Source organism: Anaeromyxobacter sp. PSR-1, assembly GCF_000964525.1.
GTDB lineage: Bacteria > Myxococcota > Myxococcia > Myxococcales > Anaeromyxobacteraceae > Anaeromyxobacter.
The window spans coordinates 1-15,675 of record NZ_BAZG01000010.1; the positions used below are offsets into that span (position 1 = coordinate 1).

14 protein-coding genes are annotated in these 15,675 nt (G+C 74.0%); all 14 read right to left on the minus strand.

From position 1 onward, the window contains the following. Nucleotides 1-338, minus strand: a 338-nt coding sequence (locus PSR1_RS03205; protein ID WP_193388336.1) for an Hpt domain-containing protein, incomplete at its 3' end; no start/stop codon positions are given. Nucleotides 339-363: 25 nt separating this feature from the next. Continuing rightward, the gene (locus PSR1_RS03210) at nucleotides 364-732 is read right to left on the minus strand and encodes a response regulator (RefSeq protein WP_011423362.1); all 369 of its coding nucleotides are present in this window, start codon (nucleotides 730-732) and stop codon (nucleotides 364-366) included. Between the two features lie 90 nt (nucleotides 733-822). After that, complete coding sequence (locus tag PSR1_RS03215) at nucleotides 823-1,236, minus strand: chemotaxis protein CheW (RefSeq protein WP_059436199.1); 414 nt, start codon at nucleotides 1,234-1,236, stop codon at nucleotides 823-825. Nucleotides 1,237-1,246: 10 nt separating this feature from the next. Further along, complete coding sequence (locus PSR1_RS03220; protein WP_059436200.1) at nucleotides 1,247-2,635, minus strand: methyl-accepting chemotaxis protein; 1,389 nt, start codon at nucleotides 2,633-2,635, stop codon at nucleotides 1,247-1,249. An 88-nt stretch (nucleotides 2,636-2,723) separates the two neighbouring features. Beyond that, nucleotides 2,724-3,713, minus strand: a complete 990-nt coding sequence (thiL, locus tag PSR1_RS03225; protein WP_059436201.1) for a thiamine-phosphate kinase — start codon at nucleotides 3,711-3,713, stop codon at nucleotides 2,724-2,726. Nucleotides 3,714-3,719: 6 nt separating this feature from the next. Next, complete coding sequence (locus PSR1_RS03230) at nucleotides 3,720-5,105, minus strand: ATP-binding protein (protein WP_059436202.1); 1,386 nt, start codon at nucleotides 5,103-5,105, stop codon at nucleotides 3,720-3,722. After that, a complete protein-coding gene (locus PSR1_RS03235; protein ID WP_012528406.1) occupies nucleotides 5,102-5,794 on the minus strand; it encodes an ATP/GTP-binding protein in 693 nt (230 codons plus the stop codon). Before PSR1_RS03235 ends, PSR1_RS03230 begins: the two co-directional genes overlap by 4 nt. A 149-nt stretch (nucleotides 5,795-5,943) precedes the next feature. Further along, nucleotides 5,944-7,845 carry an ATP-dependent DNA helicase gene (locus PSR1_RS03240; RefSeq protein WP_059436203.1) on the minus strand — a complete coding sequence of 634 codons (1,902 nt, stop codon included), beginning with the start codon at nucleotides 7,843-7,845 and terminating at the stop codon, nucleotides 5,944-5,946. 101 nt (nucleotides 7,846-7,946) lie between these two features. Continuing rightward, the gene (locus PSR1_RS03245) at nucleotides 7,947-8,405 is read right to left on the minus strand and encodes a hypothetical protein (protein WP_059436204.1); all 459 of its coding nucleotides are present in this window, start codon (nucleotides 8,403-8,405) and stop codon (nucleotides 7,947-7,949) included. A gap of 54 nt (nucleotides 8,406-8,459) precedes the next feature. Beyond that, nucleotides 8,460-9,407, minus strand: a complete 948-nt coding sequence (locus PSR1_RS03250) for a site-2 protease family protein (RefSeq protein WP_059436205.1) — start codon at nucleotides 9,405-9,407, stop codon at nucleotides 8,460-8,462. An 83-nt stretch (nucleotides 9,408-9,490) separates the two neighbouring features. Next, entirely contained in the window at nucleotides 9,491-11,551 is a 2,061-nt protein-coding gene (locus tag PSR1_RS03255; RefSeq protein ID WP_059436206.1) for a penicillin-binding protein activator, read from the minus strand. Nucleotides 11,552-11,749: 198 nt separating this feature from the next. Then, nucleotides 11,750-12,865, minus strand: coding sequence for a molecular chaperone DnaJ (dnaJ, locus tag PSR1_RS03260; RefSeq protein WP_304511003.1), 1,116 nt, complete (start codon nucleotides 12,863-12,865; stop codon nucleotides 11,750-11,752). Between the two features lie 148 nt (nucleotides 12,866-13,013). After that, the gene (dnaK, locus tag PSR1_RS03265) at nucleotides 13,014-14,843 is read right to left on the minus strand and encodes a molecular chaperone DnaK (RefSeq protein ID WP_059436208.1); all 1,830 of its coding nucleotides are present in this window, start codon (nucleotides 14,841-14,843) and stop codon (nucleotides 13,014-13,016) included. A gap of 36 nt (nucleotides 14,844-14,879) precedes the next feature. After that, nucleotides 14,880-15,608, minus strand: coding sequence for a nucleotide exchange factor GrpE (locus PSR1_RS03270; protein WP_059436209.1), 729 nt, complete (start codon nucleotides 15,606-15,608; stop codon nucleotides 14,880-14,882). Nucleotides 15,609-15,675: the final 67 nt, after the last annotated feature.

The window sequence follows — 15,675 nt, forward strand, 5'->3', positions numbered from 1 at the left end:
GGCTTCTCGCCGCGCCCGGCCCCCTGCACCATGGCGGCGAGCGCGTCGCCGGCGGCGAGCAGCACGTCCACCGCGGCGGCGTCGAGCCGGCCCGGCTCGCCGCGGAACACGTCCACCAGGTCCTCGGCCTTGTGCGCGAGCGTGGCGATGCCGTCGAACGCCATGGCGGCGCTCATGCCCTTCACGCTGTGCGCGTGCCGGAACAGGCTGTCGATGGTGGCCTTGACGGCGCGCCCCTCGCGCACCGCCCGCTCGAGCTCGACCAGGTCGCGGCCGTAGCCGGCGAGGTGCTCGCCCGACTCGGCCACGTAGAGGGAGAGGTACTTCTGGAGGTCCACGGCGCGCCCGCCCCCGGGCCCGCGATCAGGCGTCGCCCATCACCTTCTTGACCACCGACAGCACGTCCTCGGCCTTGAACGGCTTCACGATGAAGTCGCTCGCGCCGGCCTCGATCGCCTCCATGACCAGCGACTCCTGCCCGAGCGCGCTGCACATCACGATGACCGCCCGCGCGTCGTGCTTGATGATCTCGCGGGTGGCCTCGATGCCGCTCTTGAACGGCATCACGATGTCCATGGTGGTGAGGTCGGGCTTCAGCTCCTTGTACTTCTCCACCGCCTCGAGCCCGTTGGCGGCCTCGCCGACGACCTCGAACCCGGACCCGGAGAAGATGTCCTTGATCATGTTCCGCATGAAGATCGCGTCGTCGACGATCAGGACTCGCTTCGCCATGGACTCAGGTCCCTCCCGGGAATCCGGGGACGTTACCATCGGTCTTGCGCGCCGGACAAGGCGCCGCCCGCGTGCACACCTCGCCGCACGTCACCTCCCGCCGAACAGCGCGGAGGCCTGCTCGGCGAGCGCCTCGGGGCCGAGCACCGTCACCGCCCCGGTCCGCGCCTCGGCGAGGCCGCGGACCAGGCCGCCGCCGGCCTCCGGCGGCGCGAGCGGCTCGACCCCGAGCACCCCGCCGATGAGCAGGCCCAGCGCGCGCTTGCCCTGGTCCAGGATGAGCACCATCCCGGCCCCGTCGCGGAGCGGCTGGGGCGGCAGCCCGACCAGCGCGGCCAGGTCCACCACCGCCACCACCCGGCCGCGCAGGTTCATGACGCCGCGCACCGCCTCGGAGGCGCGCGGGACCCGCGCGAAGGGCGGCTGCGGCAGCACCACCTCGCGCACCGCCGCGAGCGGCAGGGCGTAGCGCTCGCCGGCGACGCGGAAGACGACGTGGCGCACCCGGCGACCTCTAGCCCAGCCGGAACCGCGAGACCACCGTCTGCAGCTCGACCGAGAGGTTGGTGAGCTCCTGCGCGGCGCTCGCCATCTGCGACACGGCGGCGATCTGCTCGGCGGTGACCTTGCGGACCTGCTCGGTGGCGCTCGCGTTCGAGGAGGCCACGTCGGAGATGTGGTCCATGGCCTGGACCATGTCGGCCGAGCCGTTCAGCTGCTCGCGCGCGTCCTGCGAGATGACGCGCACCTTCTCGGCGCCGCTCGCCGCGATGGTGGCGATGTCCGAGAGCGTGCGGATGATCGCGTTCAGGTCCTCGCGCCCGTCGCCCAGCTCGGCCACCGACTCCTTCATGGTCTCGACCACCTTCGCGGCGCGGCCGGAGATGTCGGTGGCGAGCGAGGAGATCTGCTCGGCGGAGCGGCCGGCCGCCTCGGCGAGCTTGCGCACCTCCTCGGCCACCACCGCGAACCCGCGCCCGTACTCGCCCGCGCGCGCCGCCTCGATGGTGGCGTTCAGCGCGAGCAGGTTGGTCTGGTTGGCCACCTGCGTGATGGCCTCGACGATCTTGGAGATCTCCTTGGTGCGCTCGCCGAACGCGAACACCTGCTCGCTGGCCGCCTCGATGCGGGCGAACACCTTCTTCACCTTCTCGCCCGCGAGCCGGGCCGCCTCGCCGCCCGAGGCCGCCGAGGTGCTCGTCTCCACCGAGGCGCGGGCCGCCTCCTCGGCGCTGCGGGCGGTGCGCTCGATCGAGGCGGCGATCTCGCCGATCACCTTCGAGGTGCGCTCCACCAGGTCGGACTGCTGCCCGGCGCCCACCGCGATCTTCTCCATCGACGAGGCCACCTCGTCGGTGGAGGCGTTCACGTCCTCGGCGCTCGTCTGCAGGTCGTTGGCGCTGTCCGAGACCGACTGCGCGGTCCGCTGGATGCGCGAGACGAGGTCCCGCAGGTTCTCCTGCATGGTGCGGATGGCCTCGGTGAGGTCGTCGATCTCGTCGTGGAAGGCCTTCTGCTCCTCCGAGACCACCGCGCGCGAGAGGTCGCCGCGGCTGATCTCCACCGCGCTCGCCTTGAGCCGCCCGACGCGCGCCACCCGGGCGATGGCGAGGGTGAGCCCCTGCCCGAGCGCGAGGGTGAGCGCGAGGATGATCACGACGCCCGCGGCGCGGCTCGCCACCCAGGCCTGCACGAGCGGCACCGCGAACAGCAGCACCCCGCCCACGATGAAGTAGGAGACGAGGATCTTCGTCTGGAGCGAGACCGTCAGGCCGGCGGCGGGCGGCGCCGGGCGGAGCGGCGGCTCGGCGGCGCGGCCGCGGACCGCCACCAGGTGCGGCGCGTCCTGCCAGCGGGCGCTCGGGCGGGTGGACTGGAGTCGCTCGTCTCTCGCTCGCGCCACGCGTGCCTCTCTCGTCTCGTCGCTCGGAAGGGGGTCGCCCCTCGGGGCGGCGACCGGCGGGCCGATCCTAGACCCGCGGGAGGTGATGTCAAAGTGGCCGCGGTGCGCGGAGGTGGTCGTGGCCGGAGGGCGCCGGGCGCTCGGCGCCGTCGGGGCCCAGGATGCGGACGCCCGCGCCGCGCTCGACCCGGCCGATCACGGTGAGCGGCACCCCGGCCCGCGCGGCGGCGCGGCGCGCCCGCGCCAGGCGGGCGGGCGGGACCGCGGCCACGAGCTCGTAGTCCTCGCCGCCCCCGAGCGCGGGGCCGAGCGGATCCGGCAGCGAGCGGGCGAGCCGCCGGTAGGCCGCCGAGGTCGGGACCGCCGCCGCGTCCAGCACCGCCGCGACCCGCGACTCGTCGCAGAGGTGGCCGAGGTCCTGGACCAGGCCGTCGGACACGTCGATGGCTGCCCGGGCCACCCCGGCGAGCGAGCGCCCGAGCGCGAGGCGCGGCGCGGGCCGGCGCTGTCGGCGGGCGAGCGCGGCGGGGGCGCCGGGGGCGAGGCCGAGCGCGGCGTCGCCGAACGTGCCGGAGGCGACGAGGAGGTCGCCGGGCCTCGCGCCGGAGCGCAGCAGCGCGCGGCCGCGGCGGACCGCGCCGATCGCGGTCACGGTGACCGACAGCTCGGAGGCGCGCGAGACGTTCCCGCCCACCACCGCGATGCGGTGGGCGCGGGCGCAGGCGCCCAGGCCGCGCGCCACGCCCTCCAGCCGCTCCGGCGGCGTGCCGCGGGGGAAGGCCAGCGCCACCAGCGCCCAGAGCGGCCGCGCGCCCATCGAGGCGAGGTCGGAGAGGTTCACCGCGAGCGCCTTCCAGCCCACGTCCTCGGCGGTGAAGCGCGCGTCGAAGTGGACGCCCTCGACCACCGCGTCCACCGTGGCGGCGAGGTCCTCGCCGGGCGGCGGCGCGAGCAGGGCGGTGTCGTCGCCGGGCCCGAGGCGCACGCCCGCGCCGGCGAGCGGCAGCGCGCGGGTGAAGCGCTCGATGAGCTCGAACTCGCCCGGGGGCGGGCGCGGCGCGGCGGCGCGGCGGGGCACGGCGCGCTAGCGCCCCACCGCCGGGGCCGGCCCCACCGGCGTGAGCGCCGGGGCCGGGGTGGCGTGGATGGGCAGGAGCACGGTGAAGATCGAGCCGGTGCCGGGCGCGGAGCGGACGCGGATCTCGCCGCCGTGTGCCTCCACGAAGCTCTTCACGATGGCGAGCCCGAGGCCGGCGCCGCCGTACTCGCGGGTGGAGGAGCCGTCCACCTGGTAGAAGACGTCGAACACCTTGGCGAGGTGCTCCTCCGGGATGCCGATGCCGCTGTCCACCACGTGGATCGCGAGCCGCTCGCCCTGCAGCACCTCGGCGTTCACGGTGATGCTGCCGCCCGGCGGGGTGAACTTCACCGCGTTCGAGCAGAGGTTCACCAGGCACTGGCGGAGCTTGTCGCGGTCGGCGTGGATCCGCGGCAGGGGCGACGGATCGCAGGCGACCTTCAGCCCCTTCTTGCGCGCGATGGGGAGCAGGGTCGCCACCGCGTCGCGCATGAGCTGGACCGCGTCCACCTCGGAGAGCACGAGCCGCACCCGGCCCGCCTCGATCTTGGAGATGTCGAGGATCGAGGTGATGAGCTGGAGCAGGTTCTCGCCCTTCTCCATGATGATGCCGAGGTACTCGCGCTGCTCGGCGGTGAGCGGGCCGCCCAGGCCCTCCAGCATCATTTCGGAGTAGCCGATGACGCTGGTGAGCGGCGTGCGCAGCTCGTGGCTCATGGTGGCGAGGAAGTTCGACTTGAGGCGGTCGAGCTCCTTCAGCTTCGCGTAGCTGTCCTCGAGCTTCTGGTTCTTGTCCTGCAGCTCGCGGTAGCTGTCGGTGACCGCCTCGATGTGGAGCTTCGCCGCGATGAGGTTCTTGTGGCCGGTGAACACCATCACGTCGAGGAGATCCATGAAGTGCTTCAGGATCTTCTCGGCGGTGGGCACCGACACGCGGCGGATCTTGGCCAGGTACCCGGTGGCCTGGGCGACGTCGAAGTCCTCGGCGATGCCGGTGAGCGAGGGCGGCAGCGCGGCGAGGTCGTCGGGCACGAACGGGCCGAACACCACCCGGCCGATGAGATCGCCCTCGTACATGATGGGGTGGACGAGGTAGCGGCAGCCGGAGAAGCACGAGAAGGTGACCGCGGCCGGCTCCTCCGGCACGGCCTCCGCCTTCACCCGCCCCACCGTCTCCATGCACTGCTCGCGGCCGGCCGGCTTCGACCAGATGTAGCCGCAGAAGTCGGCGTTGCCGACCTTCACGTCCACCAGCTTGTTGCCGGCCTCGTCGAACACCTTCAGGCCGATCCGGTACAGGTCGGAGAAGGAGTGGCAGACCTCCGCGAAGGCCCGGAGGTCGAGCAGGTCGGACAGCGGGATCCGCTGGTTGAGGAACGACGCGCCGATCATGGCACCGTCGCCTCGGGCGGCAGCCGCGCGCCGCGCAGGTCCACGTGCGAGAAGATCTGGCCCAGGAACTCCTTCTCCGGGATCTGCCAGACCGCCTCCAGGCCGAAGGCCCGGTCCAGGCTGCGGTAGCAGCGCTGCAGCACGAGGTAGAGCGTCTCCACCACGCCGTCGCCGCGGATGGCCACCGCCGGCACGAACGGCGGCTGGATCACCTTGCGCAGGTCGTCGAGCTCGTGGTCGGCGCGCGCGTCGGGCAGGTCGCGCTTGTTGAGCTGGACGACGATGGGCAGGGTCCGGTAGTCGAGCCCGTTCGCCTCCAGGTTCGCGAGCATGTTGTTCCAGTAGGCGAGCGTGGACCCGGCCTCGCTGCGGCGCGAGTCGGCCACGAACGCCACCGCGTCGGTGCCCTGGAGCACGATGCGCCGGGTGGACTCGTGCATCACCTGCCCGGGCACCGTGTACAGCTTCAGCTTCACCTTCACGCCGGCGCGGGTGCGGAAGAACACCGGCATCATGTCGAAGAACAGCGTGCGATCGTCCTTGGTGTCGAGCGTCATGAGGCGCCCGCGGACCTTGGGATCGATCTTCTGGAAGAGCGACTGGAGGTTCGTCGTCTTCCCGGACAGCGCGGGGCCGTAGTACACGACCTTGACCGCGATCTCCCGGCTGTCTTCGTTGAACTGGACCATGCGCGTGGGGGCGCACCGCCACGGACGGCGGCCGCGGCGGCCATCCTAGCCGATCACCGCCCGGGCCGAACCTTTCCGCCGCCCGCTCGCCCGCTTCGGGAGCGCCGGGCCGGTGGGAGCGTTCCTTCCCCTCGCCCGGGGGACCGCGCCTACCCGCCCAGCCACCAGCGCCGGGCCGCCTCCACGGTGCGGAGCAGCGGGCAGCGCGGCAGGGTGGCGAGGAAGGCGCGGCCGTAGCCCTTCGTGACGAGCCGCCGGTCGAGCACCGCCACCAGGCCCCGGTCCTCGCGGGTCCGCACCAGCCGCCCGAAGCCCTGGCGCAGCGCGAGCGCGGCGGCCGGGACCTGCAGCTCGGAGAAGCCGTCGCGCCCCTCCTCCTCGAGCGCGCGGAGCCGGGCCGACATCACCGGGTCGCCGGGGGGCGCGAACGGGAGCCGGTCGATGATGACGAGCGAGAGCGCCTCGCCGGGCACGTCCACGCCCTCCCAGAAGCTGGCGGTCGCGAACAGGACGCTCGGCTCGGACCGGAACTCGTCGAGCAGGCGCGACTTGGGCCGGTCGCCCTGCCGCAGCACCTGGTACGGCAGGTCGCGGCAGGCCTCGTGGAACGCGTTCATGTTCCGGTTCGAGGTGCAGAGCACGAAGGCGCGGCCGCCGGTGACCGCGGTGAGCGCGCGGATGGACTCGGCCGCGGCGCGCACGAAGCCGGGGTCGTTCGGCTCGGGCAGCCCCTCCGGCGAGACCAGCGCGGCCTGCCGGGCGTAGTCGAACGGCCCCTCGAACCGGCGCTCCTCCACCTCCAGCTCCGGGAGCAGCCCCACCTGCCGGCGGAAGAAGTCGAAGCGCCCCTGCGCGGCGAGCGTGGCGCTCGTGAACACGGCGGTGTCGGTGCGCTGGTAGAGCCGCTCGCGCAGCTCCTCGGCGACGTCGATGGGCGCGGCCCGCAGGAACACGCCGCGCCCGCGCACCTCGCCGAAGTACACGCGCGACGGCTCCTTCATGGCGGTGACCGCGGCGACCTCGACCCGCAGCTCGCCCGCGCGCCGCGCGATCTGCGAGAGCGAGGGGGTGACCGCGTCGGCGAGCAGCTCGCGGAGCCCCGCCAGCGACTCGTCCAGGCGCGCGAGGTCGCGCTGCGCCCCCTCCATCACCGCGGGGGTGAGGGCCGCCTTCACGCCCTCCTCCTCCTCGCGCCGGGCCGGGCGCCGCCGGGGCGGCGGCCCGAAGCCGCGCCCGCGCGCCGGGGTCCCGCCCTGGCGCAGCCCGTCGGCCACCGCCTGGAAGAACCGCTCGCCCGCCTTGCGCAGCTCGCCGGTCGTCTCGCGCATCATCGAGGCGAGGTCGGGCCGGTCCGCCACCGCGCGGAGCGCGTCGCGGGACAGCTCCTCCACCCGGTACGACGAGACCTGCAGCCCGAAGTACTCGGTGGCGACGTCCTCCACCGCGTGCGCCTCGTCGAAGATCACGACCTCGTGCTCGGGCAGGATCTCCACGCCGGCGCGCGAGGTGCGCATGGCGAGGTCGGCGAAGAACAGGTGGTGGTTGACGAGCAGGACGTCGGCCTGCGCGGCGAGCGCGCGGGCGCGGGTGACGAAGCACTCCTCGTAGCGGGCGCACTCGCGCCCGAGGCAGTTCTCGCTGGTGGCGGAGAGGTCCTTCCAGGTGTGGAACTGGTCGGGGAGGTCGATCTCGCTCCGGTCGCCGGTCTCGGTGCGCCGCGCCCACGCCTCGATGCGCGGCCAGAGCGCCGCCTCCTCGCGCGCCGCGAACGTCGGGGCGCGGGCGAACTCCTCGCCGCGGGCCAGGCAGAAGTAGTTGGAGCGGCCCTTCAGGTAGGCGGCGCCGAACTCGAGCCCGCAGGCGTCGCGGAGCAGCGGGATGTCCTTCTGCCAGAGCTGCTCCTGCAGCGTCTTCGTGGCGGTGGAGACGATCACGCGCCGCCCGGAGAGCACCGCCGGCACGAGGTACGCGAGCGTCTTGCCGGTGCCGGTGCCGGCCTCGGCCACGAGGTAGCCGCGGCGCTCGATGGCCCGCTCCACCGCGCGCGCCATCTCGAGCTGGTCCTCGCGGTGCTCGTAGCCGGGGAGCGCCGCCGCGAGGCGGCCGCCGGGCCCGAGGATGTCGTCGAGCGAGGGGTGGGCGGGCAGGGGGATCAGGACGGGCTCCCGGTGAGCAGCGCGGCGAGGCGGAACGCGGCCCAGGCGGCCGCGGCGCCGAGGGCGAGGAGCGCGGCGACGACGAGCGCGCGCCGGAGCTTCCCGGCCTGGCGCGGCACGGTGCGCGGCAGGGACGCGAGGCCCTGGACGGTGGCGCGCTTCACCACCTCGTCGCGGAAGCGCGCGGCCACCGCGTCGCCGGGGCGCTCCGCCAGCACCGCGCGGTAGCGCCCGCCGGCGACGGCCAGCCCCTCGAGGTCGGCGAAGCGGGCCAGGTACGCCCGGTGCGCGCCCTCGTCGCCCCAGGCCTCGACCACGCGGGCCCAGGCCTCGGCCTCGGCGGCGGGGTCGGCGCCGGCCGGGTCGGGCGGGGCGGGGGCCTCGTCGGGCGCCGGCGCCGGCGCGGGGCCGGGCGCCTCCGGTGCGTCCGGGCGCGGGGTCTCGGGGGTGGACATCGGGGGCGCGAGTCTAGCCGAAAGCCCCGCCGGCCGGAGCGGCCGGCCGGGCCGCTAGAGCGAGATGGGGACCGGGACGAAGGTGACGGCGAACAGGAGCAGCGTCGCCACCGCCAGGACCCGCCCGCGGGCGTCGAGCGGCTCGTCGCGGAGCGGCGGCGGGTGGCGCGCGCCGATGAGGAAGCGGGTGAGCAGCCACCAGAACAGCCAGTTCCAGGACAGCGTCAGCCCCGCCACGAGCAGCCCCGCCGACACCACCTCGGAGCCGATGCGCGCGCCGCGCCGGCCGAGCAGCGCGTAGAGCACGTGGCCGCCGTCGAGCTGGCCCATGGGCACGAGGTTGAGGGTGGTGACGAGCAGGCCGAGCCAGGCGGCGAAGCCCACCGGGTGGACGAACACCTCGTGGCCGGCGGGCAGCGTGCCCCACACCAGCCGCTGCGCGGCCCAGGTCACCAGGCTGTCGCCGTAGACGCGCACGCCGGTGTCGGGGCCGAACGGCTCGCGCCCGTCCATCCAGGCGCGGAGCGCGTCGAGCGGCGAGGCCACCGACGCGCCCGCCACGCCGGTCGCGACCTGGTGGACCTCGGAGTGCGCGAGCCCCCACACGAGCAGCGGCACCGCCACCAGGAACCCGGCGATGGGGCCGGCCGCGCCGATCTCGAGGGTGGCCTTGCGCGAGGGGAGCGCCGAGCGGATGCGGATCACGGCGCCGAGCGTGCCGGCGCCGAACGGCACCGGGATGAAGTAGGGCAGCGTCGTGTCCACCCGGTGCCGGCGCGCCAGCACGTAGTGGCCCATCTCGTGGGTGAAGAGGATGGCCACGAGCGCGCCCGCGAACGGCAGCCCGCCCTCGAGCACGCGCCCGAGCGTGGGGCCCAGCGGCGCGAGCGGAGAGAGGGTGAAGCCGGCCCACAGCGTGGTGGCCAGGGTGGCGAGGAACAGCGCCAGGTTGGCCGCCGGGAAGCGGCTCCGCGGCCGCGGTCGGAGCACGAGCTCGTCCATCCGGAAGGTAAGCTAATGGCGGCCCGCGACGCGGGCCAACGTTCGGCGAGCCCGGGCGCGGCGGGCCGCGCCGGCGCCCGCGCCTAGGGCTGCCCCGGGCCCGGGCCGGCCAGCTCCTCGGGCGTGAGCTCGCGCAGCCCGTCCCTGTCCACGGTGAGGAAGAAGAGCGGCTTCTCGGGCGTGCGCCGCGGGCCCATGGTGATGTCGCCGGTGGCGCCGACGTAGCCCTTCACCGCGGCGAGCGCGTCGCGCATCTGGTCGCGCGTCTGCGCCTTGCCGAGCTGCGCCCGCGCCATCCCGGCCGCGTCGAACGCGCTCGCCTCGAGGATGGTGGGCACCTGGCCGGCGTGGCGCCGCTCGAACGCCTCCACGAACGCCTTGGTGGCCGGGCGGGAGGAGCCGGCGTAGAAGCCGTCCACGAAGATGGCGCAGCGGACGTAGCGGCCGGCGCCGCCGGGCGCGGTGTCGAACAGCGACGGGTCGCTCGACCAGCCGTTCGCGCCGAGGAGCTGCACCGGCCGCAGGTCGGCCCGCCCGGTGGTCTTGCGGATCCGCTCCACGTCGTCGGGCAGGCAGGTCTGGGTGACGACGTCCTCCACCGCCAGCGCCGGGGCGATGAGCTTCACGTTGCGGGCGAAGTCCGGGATGAAGATGGCGTCGAAGTCCACCACCGGCGCGAGCCGGTCGCGGGCCTTCTCGAGCGCCTTCTTGCGGCGGAACGGGTCCTTCTCGGCCTTGGCGATGTCGCGCTGCTGCTCCTGCCAGTCGCTGCGCTCGTCGAGGTACAGCTTGCCCACCATGTCCTTCACGAGCGGCGTGAAGGTGGTGCGGTCCGGCGCGTAGGTCTCGGCGCCGCGGATCTCGCCGCCGCGCCCCTCCACCTCGTCCCAGAACGCGTTCGCGAGCTCGGTGCCGTAGGTGATCGAGGGGTACATCACCGCGAAGCGCCGCATGCCGCGCCGGCCCATGGCGAAGTCGGCGAGCGCCTTCGCCTGCGCCGAGGCGGTGAGCATGTTCTGGAACACGTGGGGCCCGGCGTCGGTGAGCCCCTCCTGCTTGGAGAGCGAGATGAAGGGGAGCTGCAGCTCCTCGGCGGTGGCCGCGGCCCGCTCGGCCTCGGCGTTCGTCACCCCGCCCACCACCGCGATGGCGCCCTCCTCGAGCGCCAGCGCCTCCAGCGCCTGCGCCGCGCCGTCGGGCTCGCCGCGCGTGTCGCGCACCGCCACCCGCACCCCGCCGCCCTCGGCGGCGAGCTGCACCGCGCGCACGATGGCGACGCCCCACGGCTGGTAGTCGCCGGACAGCGGGACGGCCACGCCGATCACGTTCGGGCGCACGAAGGTGAGCCGGGCGATGCGGTCCACGATGGCGCGCGCGTCCTTCGCGTACGGGCCGGCCGGCCAGCGCAGGAACACCTCGCGCGCCGCCTCCTGCGCGCGCGGGTAGTCGCGCAGGTGCAGGTGGATGCGGGCCGCCTTCATGGCGAGCGGCTCCTGCAGCGGCGCCTCGCGGGGCAGCTCCTGGCGGAGCCGGTCCACGTCGGCGAGCTGCAGCCGGTCCACCGCGTCGGCGCCGCGGGCCAGCACCGCGCGCCGCTCCTCGCCCTGCGTCAGGTCGGCGAGCTCGCCCAGCCAGCGCACCGCGTCCGGCCAGGCCCCGGCCGCCTCCGCCGCGGCCGCGGCGCGGGCCGCCGCCTCCGGCCGGCGCGACGGCTCGAGCTGCGGGTAGATGGACGCGAGCGTGCGCAGGCCGTCGGCCGCGTGGCCGCGCTGCACGTCGGCGAGCGCGAGCCCGTACTTCGCCTCGGTGGCGCGCGGGTGGAGCGGGTACTCGGAGACGAGCGTGCCGTAGGCCTGCGCGGCGCGGTCGGCCTTGCCGGCCGCGAGCAGGAGGTCGCCGGCCTGGTGGAGCGCGTCCGCCGCCGAGGGCACGCCGCGGAACCGCTGCGCGAACGCGAGCAGCCGGTCCGCGCCCGGCTCCGGCGGCAGCGCCGCCACCTCCTGGCGCACCCGGGCCAGCTCGACGCGGGCGACCTCGTCCGCCTGCGAGACGTCCATCTCCTGGCCGTTCACGACCACCCGCTTCGGGCAGCCGGCGAGCGACAGGACGAGCAGCAGCAGGAACCGGCGGCCGAGGACGCGCATGGGTTCGGGATCTACTGCGGAACGCGCGAGCGTGGAAGAAAGTCCTGGAAGCGGGTCGGACGGGGCGCACATGCGCGGCGAAGCCGCGCCCGCGGGACGTCGCGCGGACCCGCGTCAGCGGGCGCGCGAGGTCACGGGCCCCGCGCAGCAAGGTGGGGCCCCGTGGAGCTCTGCTCCATGGGGCGGGGCGCAGCCCCGTCACCGAAGGATGTCGCCCACCTTCTCCCAGAAGGTCCGGGCCTGCGGGTTCGTCTCCTCGCCGGAGAGCGCCGCGAACCGCTCGAGCAGGTCGCGCTGCTCCTTGGTGAGGTGGGTGGGCGTCTCCACCAGCACGCGCACGTGCTGGTCGCCGCGGCCGCCGCCCTGCAGCGCCGGGATGCCCTTGCCCTTCAGGCGGAACATCTTGCCGCTCTGCGTGCCCGCCGGGACCCGCAGCTTGGTGGGCCCGTCGAGGGTGGGGACGTCGATCTGCGCGCCGAGCGCCGCCTGCGTGAACGAGATGGGGATCTCGCAGAGGACCTCGGTCTCCTCGCGCTTGAAGATGGGGTGCTCGCGGACCTGCACGACCACGTACAGGTCGCCCGGGATCCCGCCCGCGGCCGGGGCCGGCTCGCCCTCCCCGGAGAGCTTCAGGCGCGTGCCGGTGTCCACGCCGGCCGGCACCTTCACCTCCACGGTGGCCTGCTCGCGGGTGGCGCCCGCGCCGCCGCAGCTCTGGCACTTGTCCACGATGACCCGCCCCGTGCCCTGGCAGTGGTGGCAGGTGCGGGCGATGGAGAAGAAGCCCTGCGTCAGCCGGATCTCGCCGGCGCCGCCGCAGGTCGGGCAGGTGCGCGGGCTCGTGCCGGGCTTCGCGCCGGAGCCCTTGCACACCTCGCAGGTGCGCGGGCGCGGGATGGTGATGCGCGCGGTGGTGCCGAAGGCGGCGTCCTCGAACGCGAGCTCGAGGTGGTAGCGGAGGTCGGAGCCGCGGGCGCGGCCGCGCTGCCGCCGGCCGGGGCCGCCGCCGAACATCTCGCCGAAGATGTCGCCGAAGATGTCGTTGATGCTGGCGGCGCCGGCGCCGCCGAAGCCGAAGTCCTCGAAGCCCTGGCCGTTCGCGTGGCCGAACCGGTCGTAGCGGGCCCGCTTGTCGGGATCGGAGAGGACCGAGTAGGCCTCGGAGGCCTCCTTGAAGCGCTCCTCTGCCTCCTTCGAGCCCTCGTTCTTGTCCGGGTGGTACTTGTGGGCGAGCTTGCGGTAGGCGGTCTTGAGGGTCTGCTCGTCCGCGTCCCTCCCCACGCCGAGAACCTCGTAGTAGTCGCGTTTTTCCACTGTGTTCCCGGCCATTTGTGTGAGGAAGTCCCGTGGGCCGTGCGGAATATAACGCACGGGCGGGCGCTGACAATTCGCGCGCGCGGCCGGCCGGGCGCCGCGCGCCGGGCGGCGGTGCGGGCGGGCGAGCGGGCGCCCGGTGCGGCCGCTAGCTCGTGCTGCCGCCCTGCTGCGCGTAGATGGCGTCGGCGATGCGGTACGCCGAGCCCTCGAGGCGCGTCAGCGCGTCCTTGATCGCCGCCGGGTCCACGCCGGGCAGCACCGCCTTCAGCGCGTCGAGGTCGGCGTGGATCTCGGCGAGGTCCTCCGCCTTCAGGGCCGAGGCGTACTCCTCGAGGCTCTTCTCGGTCGTGTAGATGAGCCCCTCGGCGTTGTTCTTGAGGTCCGCCAGCTCCTTCTTCACGCGGTCGTCGGCCTTGTTCGCGTCGGCGTCGCGGATCATCCGCTGGATCTCCTCCTCGGACAGGCCCGAGGAGGCGGTGATCCGGATCTGCTGCTGCTTGCCGGTGCCGAGGTCCTTCGCCGACACGTGCACGATGCCGTTCGCGTCGATGTCGAAGGTGACCTCGATCTGCGGCACCCCGCGCGGCGCCGGCGGGATGCCCACCAGCTCGAAGCGCGCCAGCGTCTTGTCGTCGGCGGCCATCTCGCGCTCGCCCTGGAGCACGTGGACCGAGACGAGCGGCTGGTTGTCCACCGCGGTGGAGAACACCTGCGACTTCTTGCAGGGGACGGTGGTGTTCTTCTCGATGATCTTGGTGAAGACGCCGCCGGCGGTCTCGACGCCGAGCGACAGCGGCGTCACGTCGAGCAGCAGGACGTCCTTCACCTCGCCCTTCAGCACGCCGCCCTGGATGGCGGCGCCGACCGCCACCACCTCGTCCGGGTTGACGCCCTTGTGCGGCTCCTTGCCGAAGAAGCGGCGCACCACCTCCTGCACCTTCGGCATGCGCGTCATGCCGCCGACCAGGATGACCGTGTCCACCTGGCCCACGCCCACGCCGGCGTCCTTCAGCGCGGTCTTGCACGGCCCGATGGTCTTCTCCACCAGGTCGCCGACCAGCTCCTCCAGCGTGGCGCGGTCGATGGTCTCGGCGAGGTGCTTCGGCCCGCTCGCGTCGGCGGTGATGAACGGGAGGTTCACCTCGGTCTCGCCGGCGCTCGACAGCTCGTGCTTGGCGCGCTCGGCGGCCTCCTTCAGCCGCTGGAGCGCCATGCGGTCGCGGCGCAGGTCGATGCCGTTCTGCTCCTGGAACCGCTTCGAGAGCCAGTCCATGAGCCGCTGGTCGAAGTCCTCGCCGCCCAGGAACGTGTCGCCGTTGGTGGCCTTCACCTCGAACACGCCCTGGTTCAGCTCCAGGATGGTGATGTCGAAGGTGCCGCCGCCGAGGTCGTACACCGCCACGCGCTCCGACTTGCCCGCCTGCTGCTTGTCGATGCCGTAGGCGAGCGCGGCCGCGGTGGGCTCGTTGATGATGCGCAGCACGTTCAGGCCGGCGATGCGGCCCGCGTCCTTGGTGGCCTGGCGCTGGGCGTCGTTGAAGTAGGCCGGGCAGGTGACGATCGCCTCGGTGACCGGCTCGCCCAGGTAGTCCTCGGCGGTCTGCTTCATCCGCGCGAGCACCATGGCCGAGATCTCGGCGGGCGAGTAGCCCTTGCCGCCCACGTCCACCCAGGCGTCGCCGTTGTCGGCGGCCACGATGCGGTAGGGCACCAGCCCCGCCGACCGCTGCACCTCGGGGTCCCCGAACTTGCGGCCGATGAGCCGCTTCACCACGTAGACGGTGGACTCCGGGTTGGTGATCGCCTGCCGCTTCGCGATCTGGCCGACCAGGCGCTCTCCACCTTCGGTGAATGCGACCATGGACGGCGTGGTGCGCGATCCCTCGCTGTTCGGGATCACGACCACCTCGCCGCCCTCCATCACCGAGACGCAGCTGTTGGTCGTCCCGAGGTCGATGCCGATGACCTTGCTCATCCGTGGGCTCCGGCTCCCGTGGGGCGGGCTCGGCCGCTACTCCGGGCCGGCCTCGCCGTCCGCCGGCGGCGCGGCGGCGGGCGGGGGCGCGACGGCCACCCCGACCATGGCGGGCCGGACCAGCCGGTCGTTGAGGGTGAACCCGCGCGCGTGCTCGAGCACCACCGTGCCCGGGGCCGCGTCCGCGGTGGGGACCTGCATGAGCGCCTCGTGCAGCGCCGGGTCGAACGGCGTGCCCATGGCGGAGAAGCCCTTCACGCCGTGCTTCGCGAGCGCCTGCTCCAGCGTCGAGCGCACCATCCGCACGCCCTTCGCGAGCGGGTCGTCGTCGGACACCGCCGCGAGCGCGCGGTCGAGGCCGTCGAGCGCCGGGAGCAGGTCCTTGAGGAGCCGCTCGTTCCCGAACTTCTGGACCTCGTCGCGCTCGCGCGCCGCGCGCTTCTTCGCGTTCTCGAGGTCGGCGGCGGCGCGGAGCAGCCGCTCGTGCTCGTCCTTCAGCCGGTCCAGCGTCTCGCGCGCCTTCGACTGCGACAGCTCGAGCTGCGTCTCGAGGAGCTGCACGCGGGCAGCGAGCGCCGCCGGATCGCCGGCGGGGACGCCCTCGGCCTCGGGCGTGATCTCGACGCCGGGCTCGCCCGCCCCGGCGGGCTGGCCGGCCTGGGCCTCCTCGCCGTGCGAGATGCGCTCCACCGAGCGGAGCGCCTCCTCCACCGCGTTCGCGGGGATGTCCGCCTGGAACGCGCCTTTTTCGTGGCTCTCTGCCATCGCCTCTTTCGCCGTGATCGAGCGGAGTTGCGGCCCGGAGGGCCCCCGGACCGGGAGCCCGCATCAT

Coding starts and splice junctions, on each gene's coding strand:
- PSR1_RS03270 (WP_059436209.1), bottom strand. CDS start 15,608: ATGGCAGAGAGCCACGAAAAAGGCGCGTTCCAGGCGGACATCCCCGCG.
- PSR1_RS03240 (WP_059436203.1), bottom strand. CDS start 7,845: ATGGCGCGCGCGGTGGAGCGGGCCATCGAGCGCCGCGGCTACCTCGTG.
- dnaK (WP_059436208.1), bottom strand. CDS start 14,843: ATGAGCAAGGTCATCGGCATCGACCTCGGGACGACCAACAGCTGCGTC.
- PSR1_RS03210 (WP_011423362.1), bottom strand. CDS start 732: ATGGCGAAGCGAGTCCTGATCGTCGACGACGCGATCTTCATGCGGAAC.
- PSR1_RS03230 (WP_059436202.1), bottom strand. CDS start 5,105: ATGATCGGCGCGTCGTTCCTCAACCAGCGGATCCCGCTGTCCGACCTG.
- PSR1_RS03250 (WP_059436205.1), bottom strand. CDS start 9,407: ATGGACGAGCTCGTGCTCCGACCGCGGCCGCGGAGCCGCTTCCCGGCG.
- PSR1_RS03255 (WP_059436206.1), bottom strand. CDS start 11,551: ATGCGCGTCCTCGGCCGCCGGTTCCTGCTGCTGCTCGTCCTGTCGCTC.
- PSR1_RS03235 (WP_012528406.1), bottom strand. CDS start 5,794: ATGGTCCAGTTCAACGAAGACAGCCGGGAGATCGCGGTCAAGGTCGTG.
- PSR1_RS03245 (WP_059436204.1), bottom strand. CDS start 8,405: ATGTCCACCCCCGAGACCCCGCGCCCGGACGCACCGGAGGCGCCCGGC.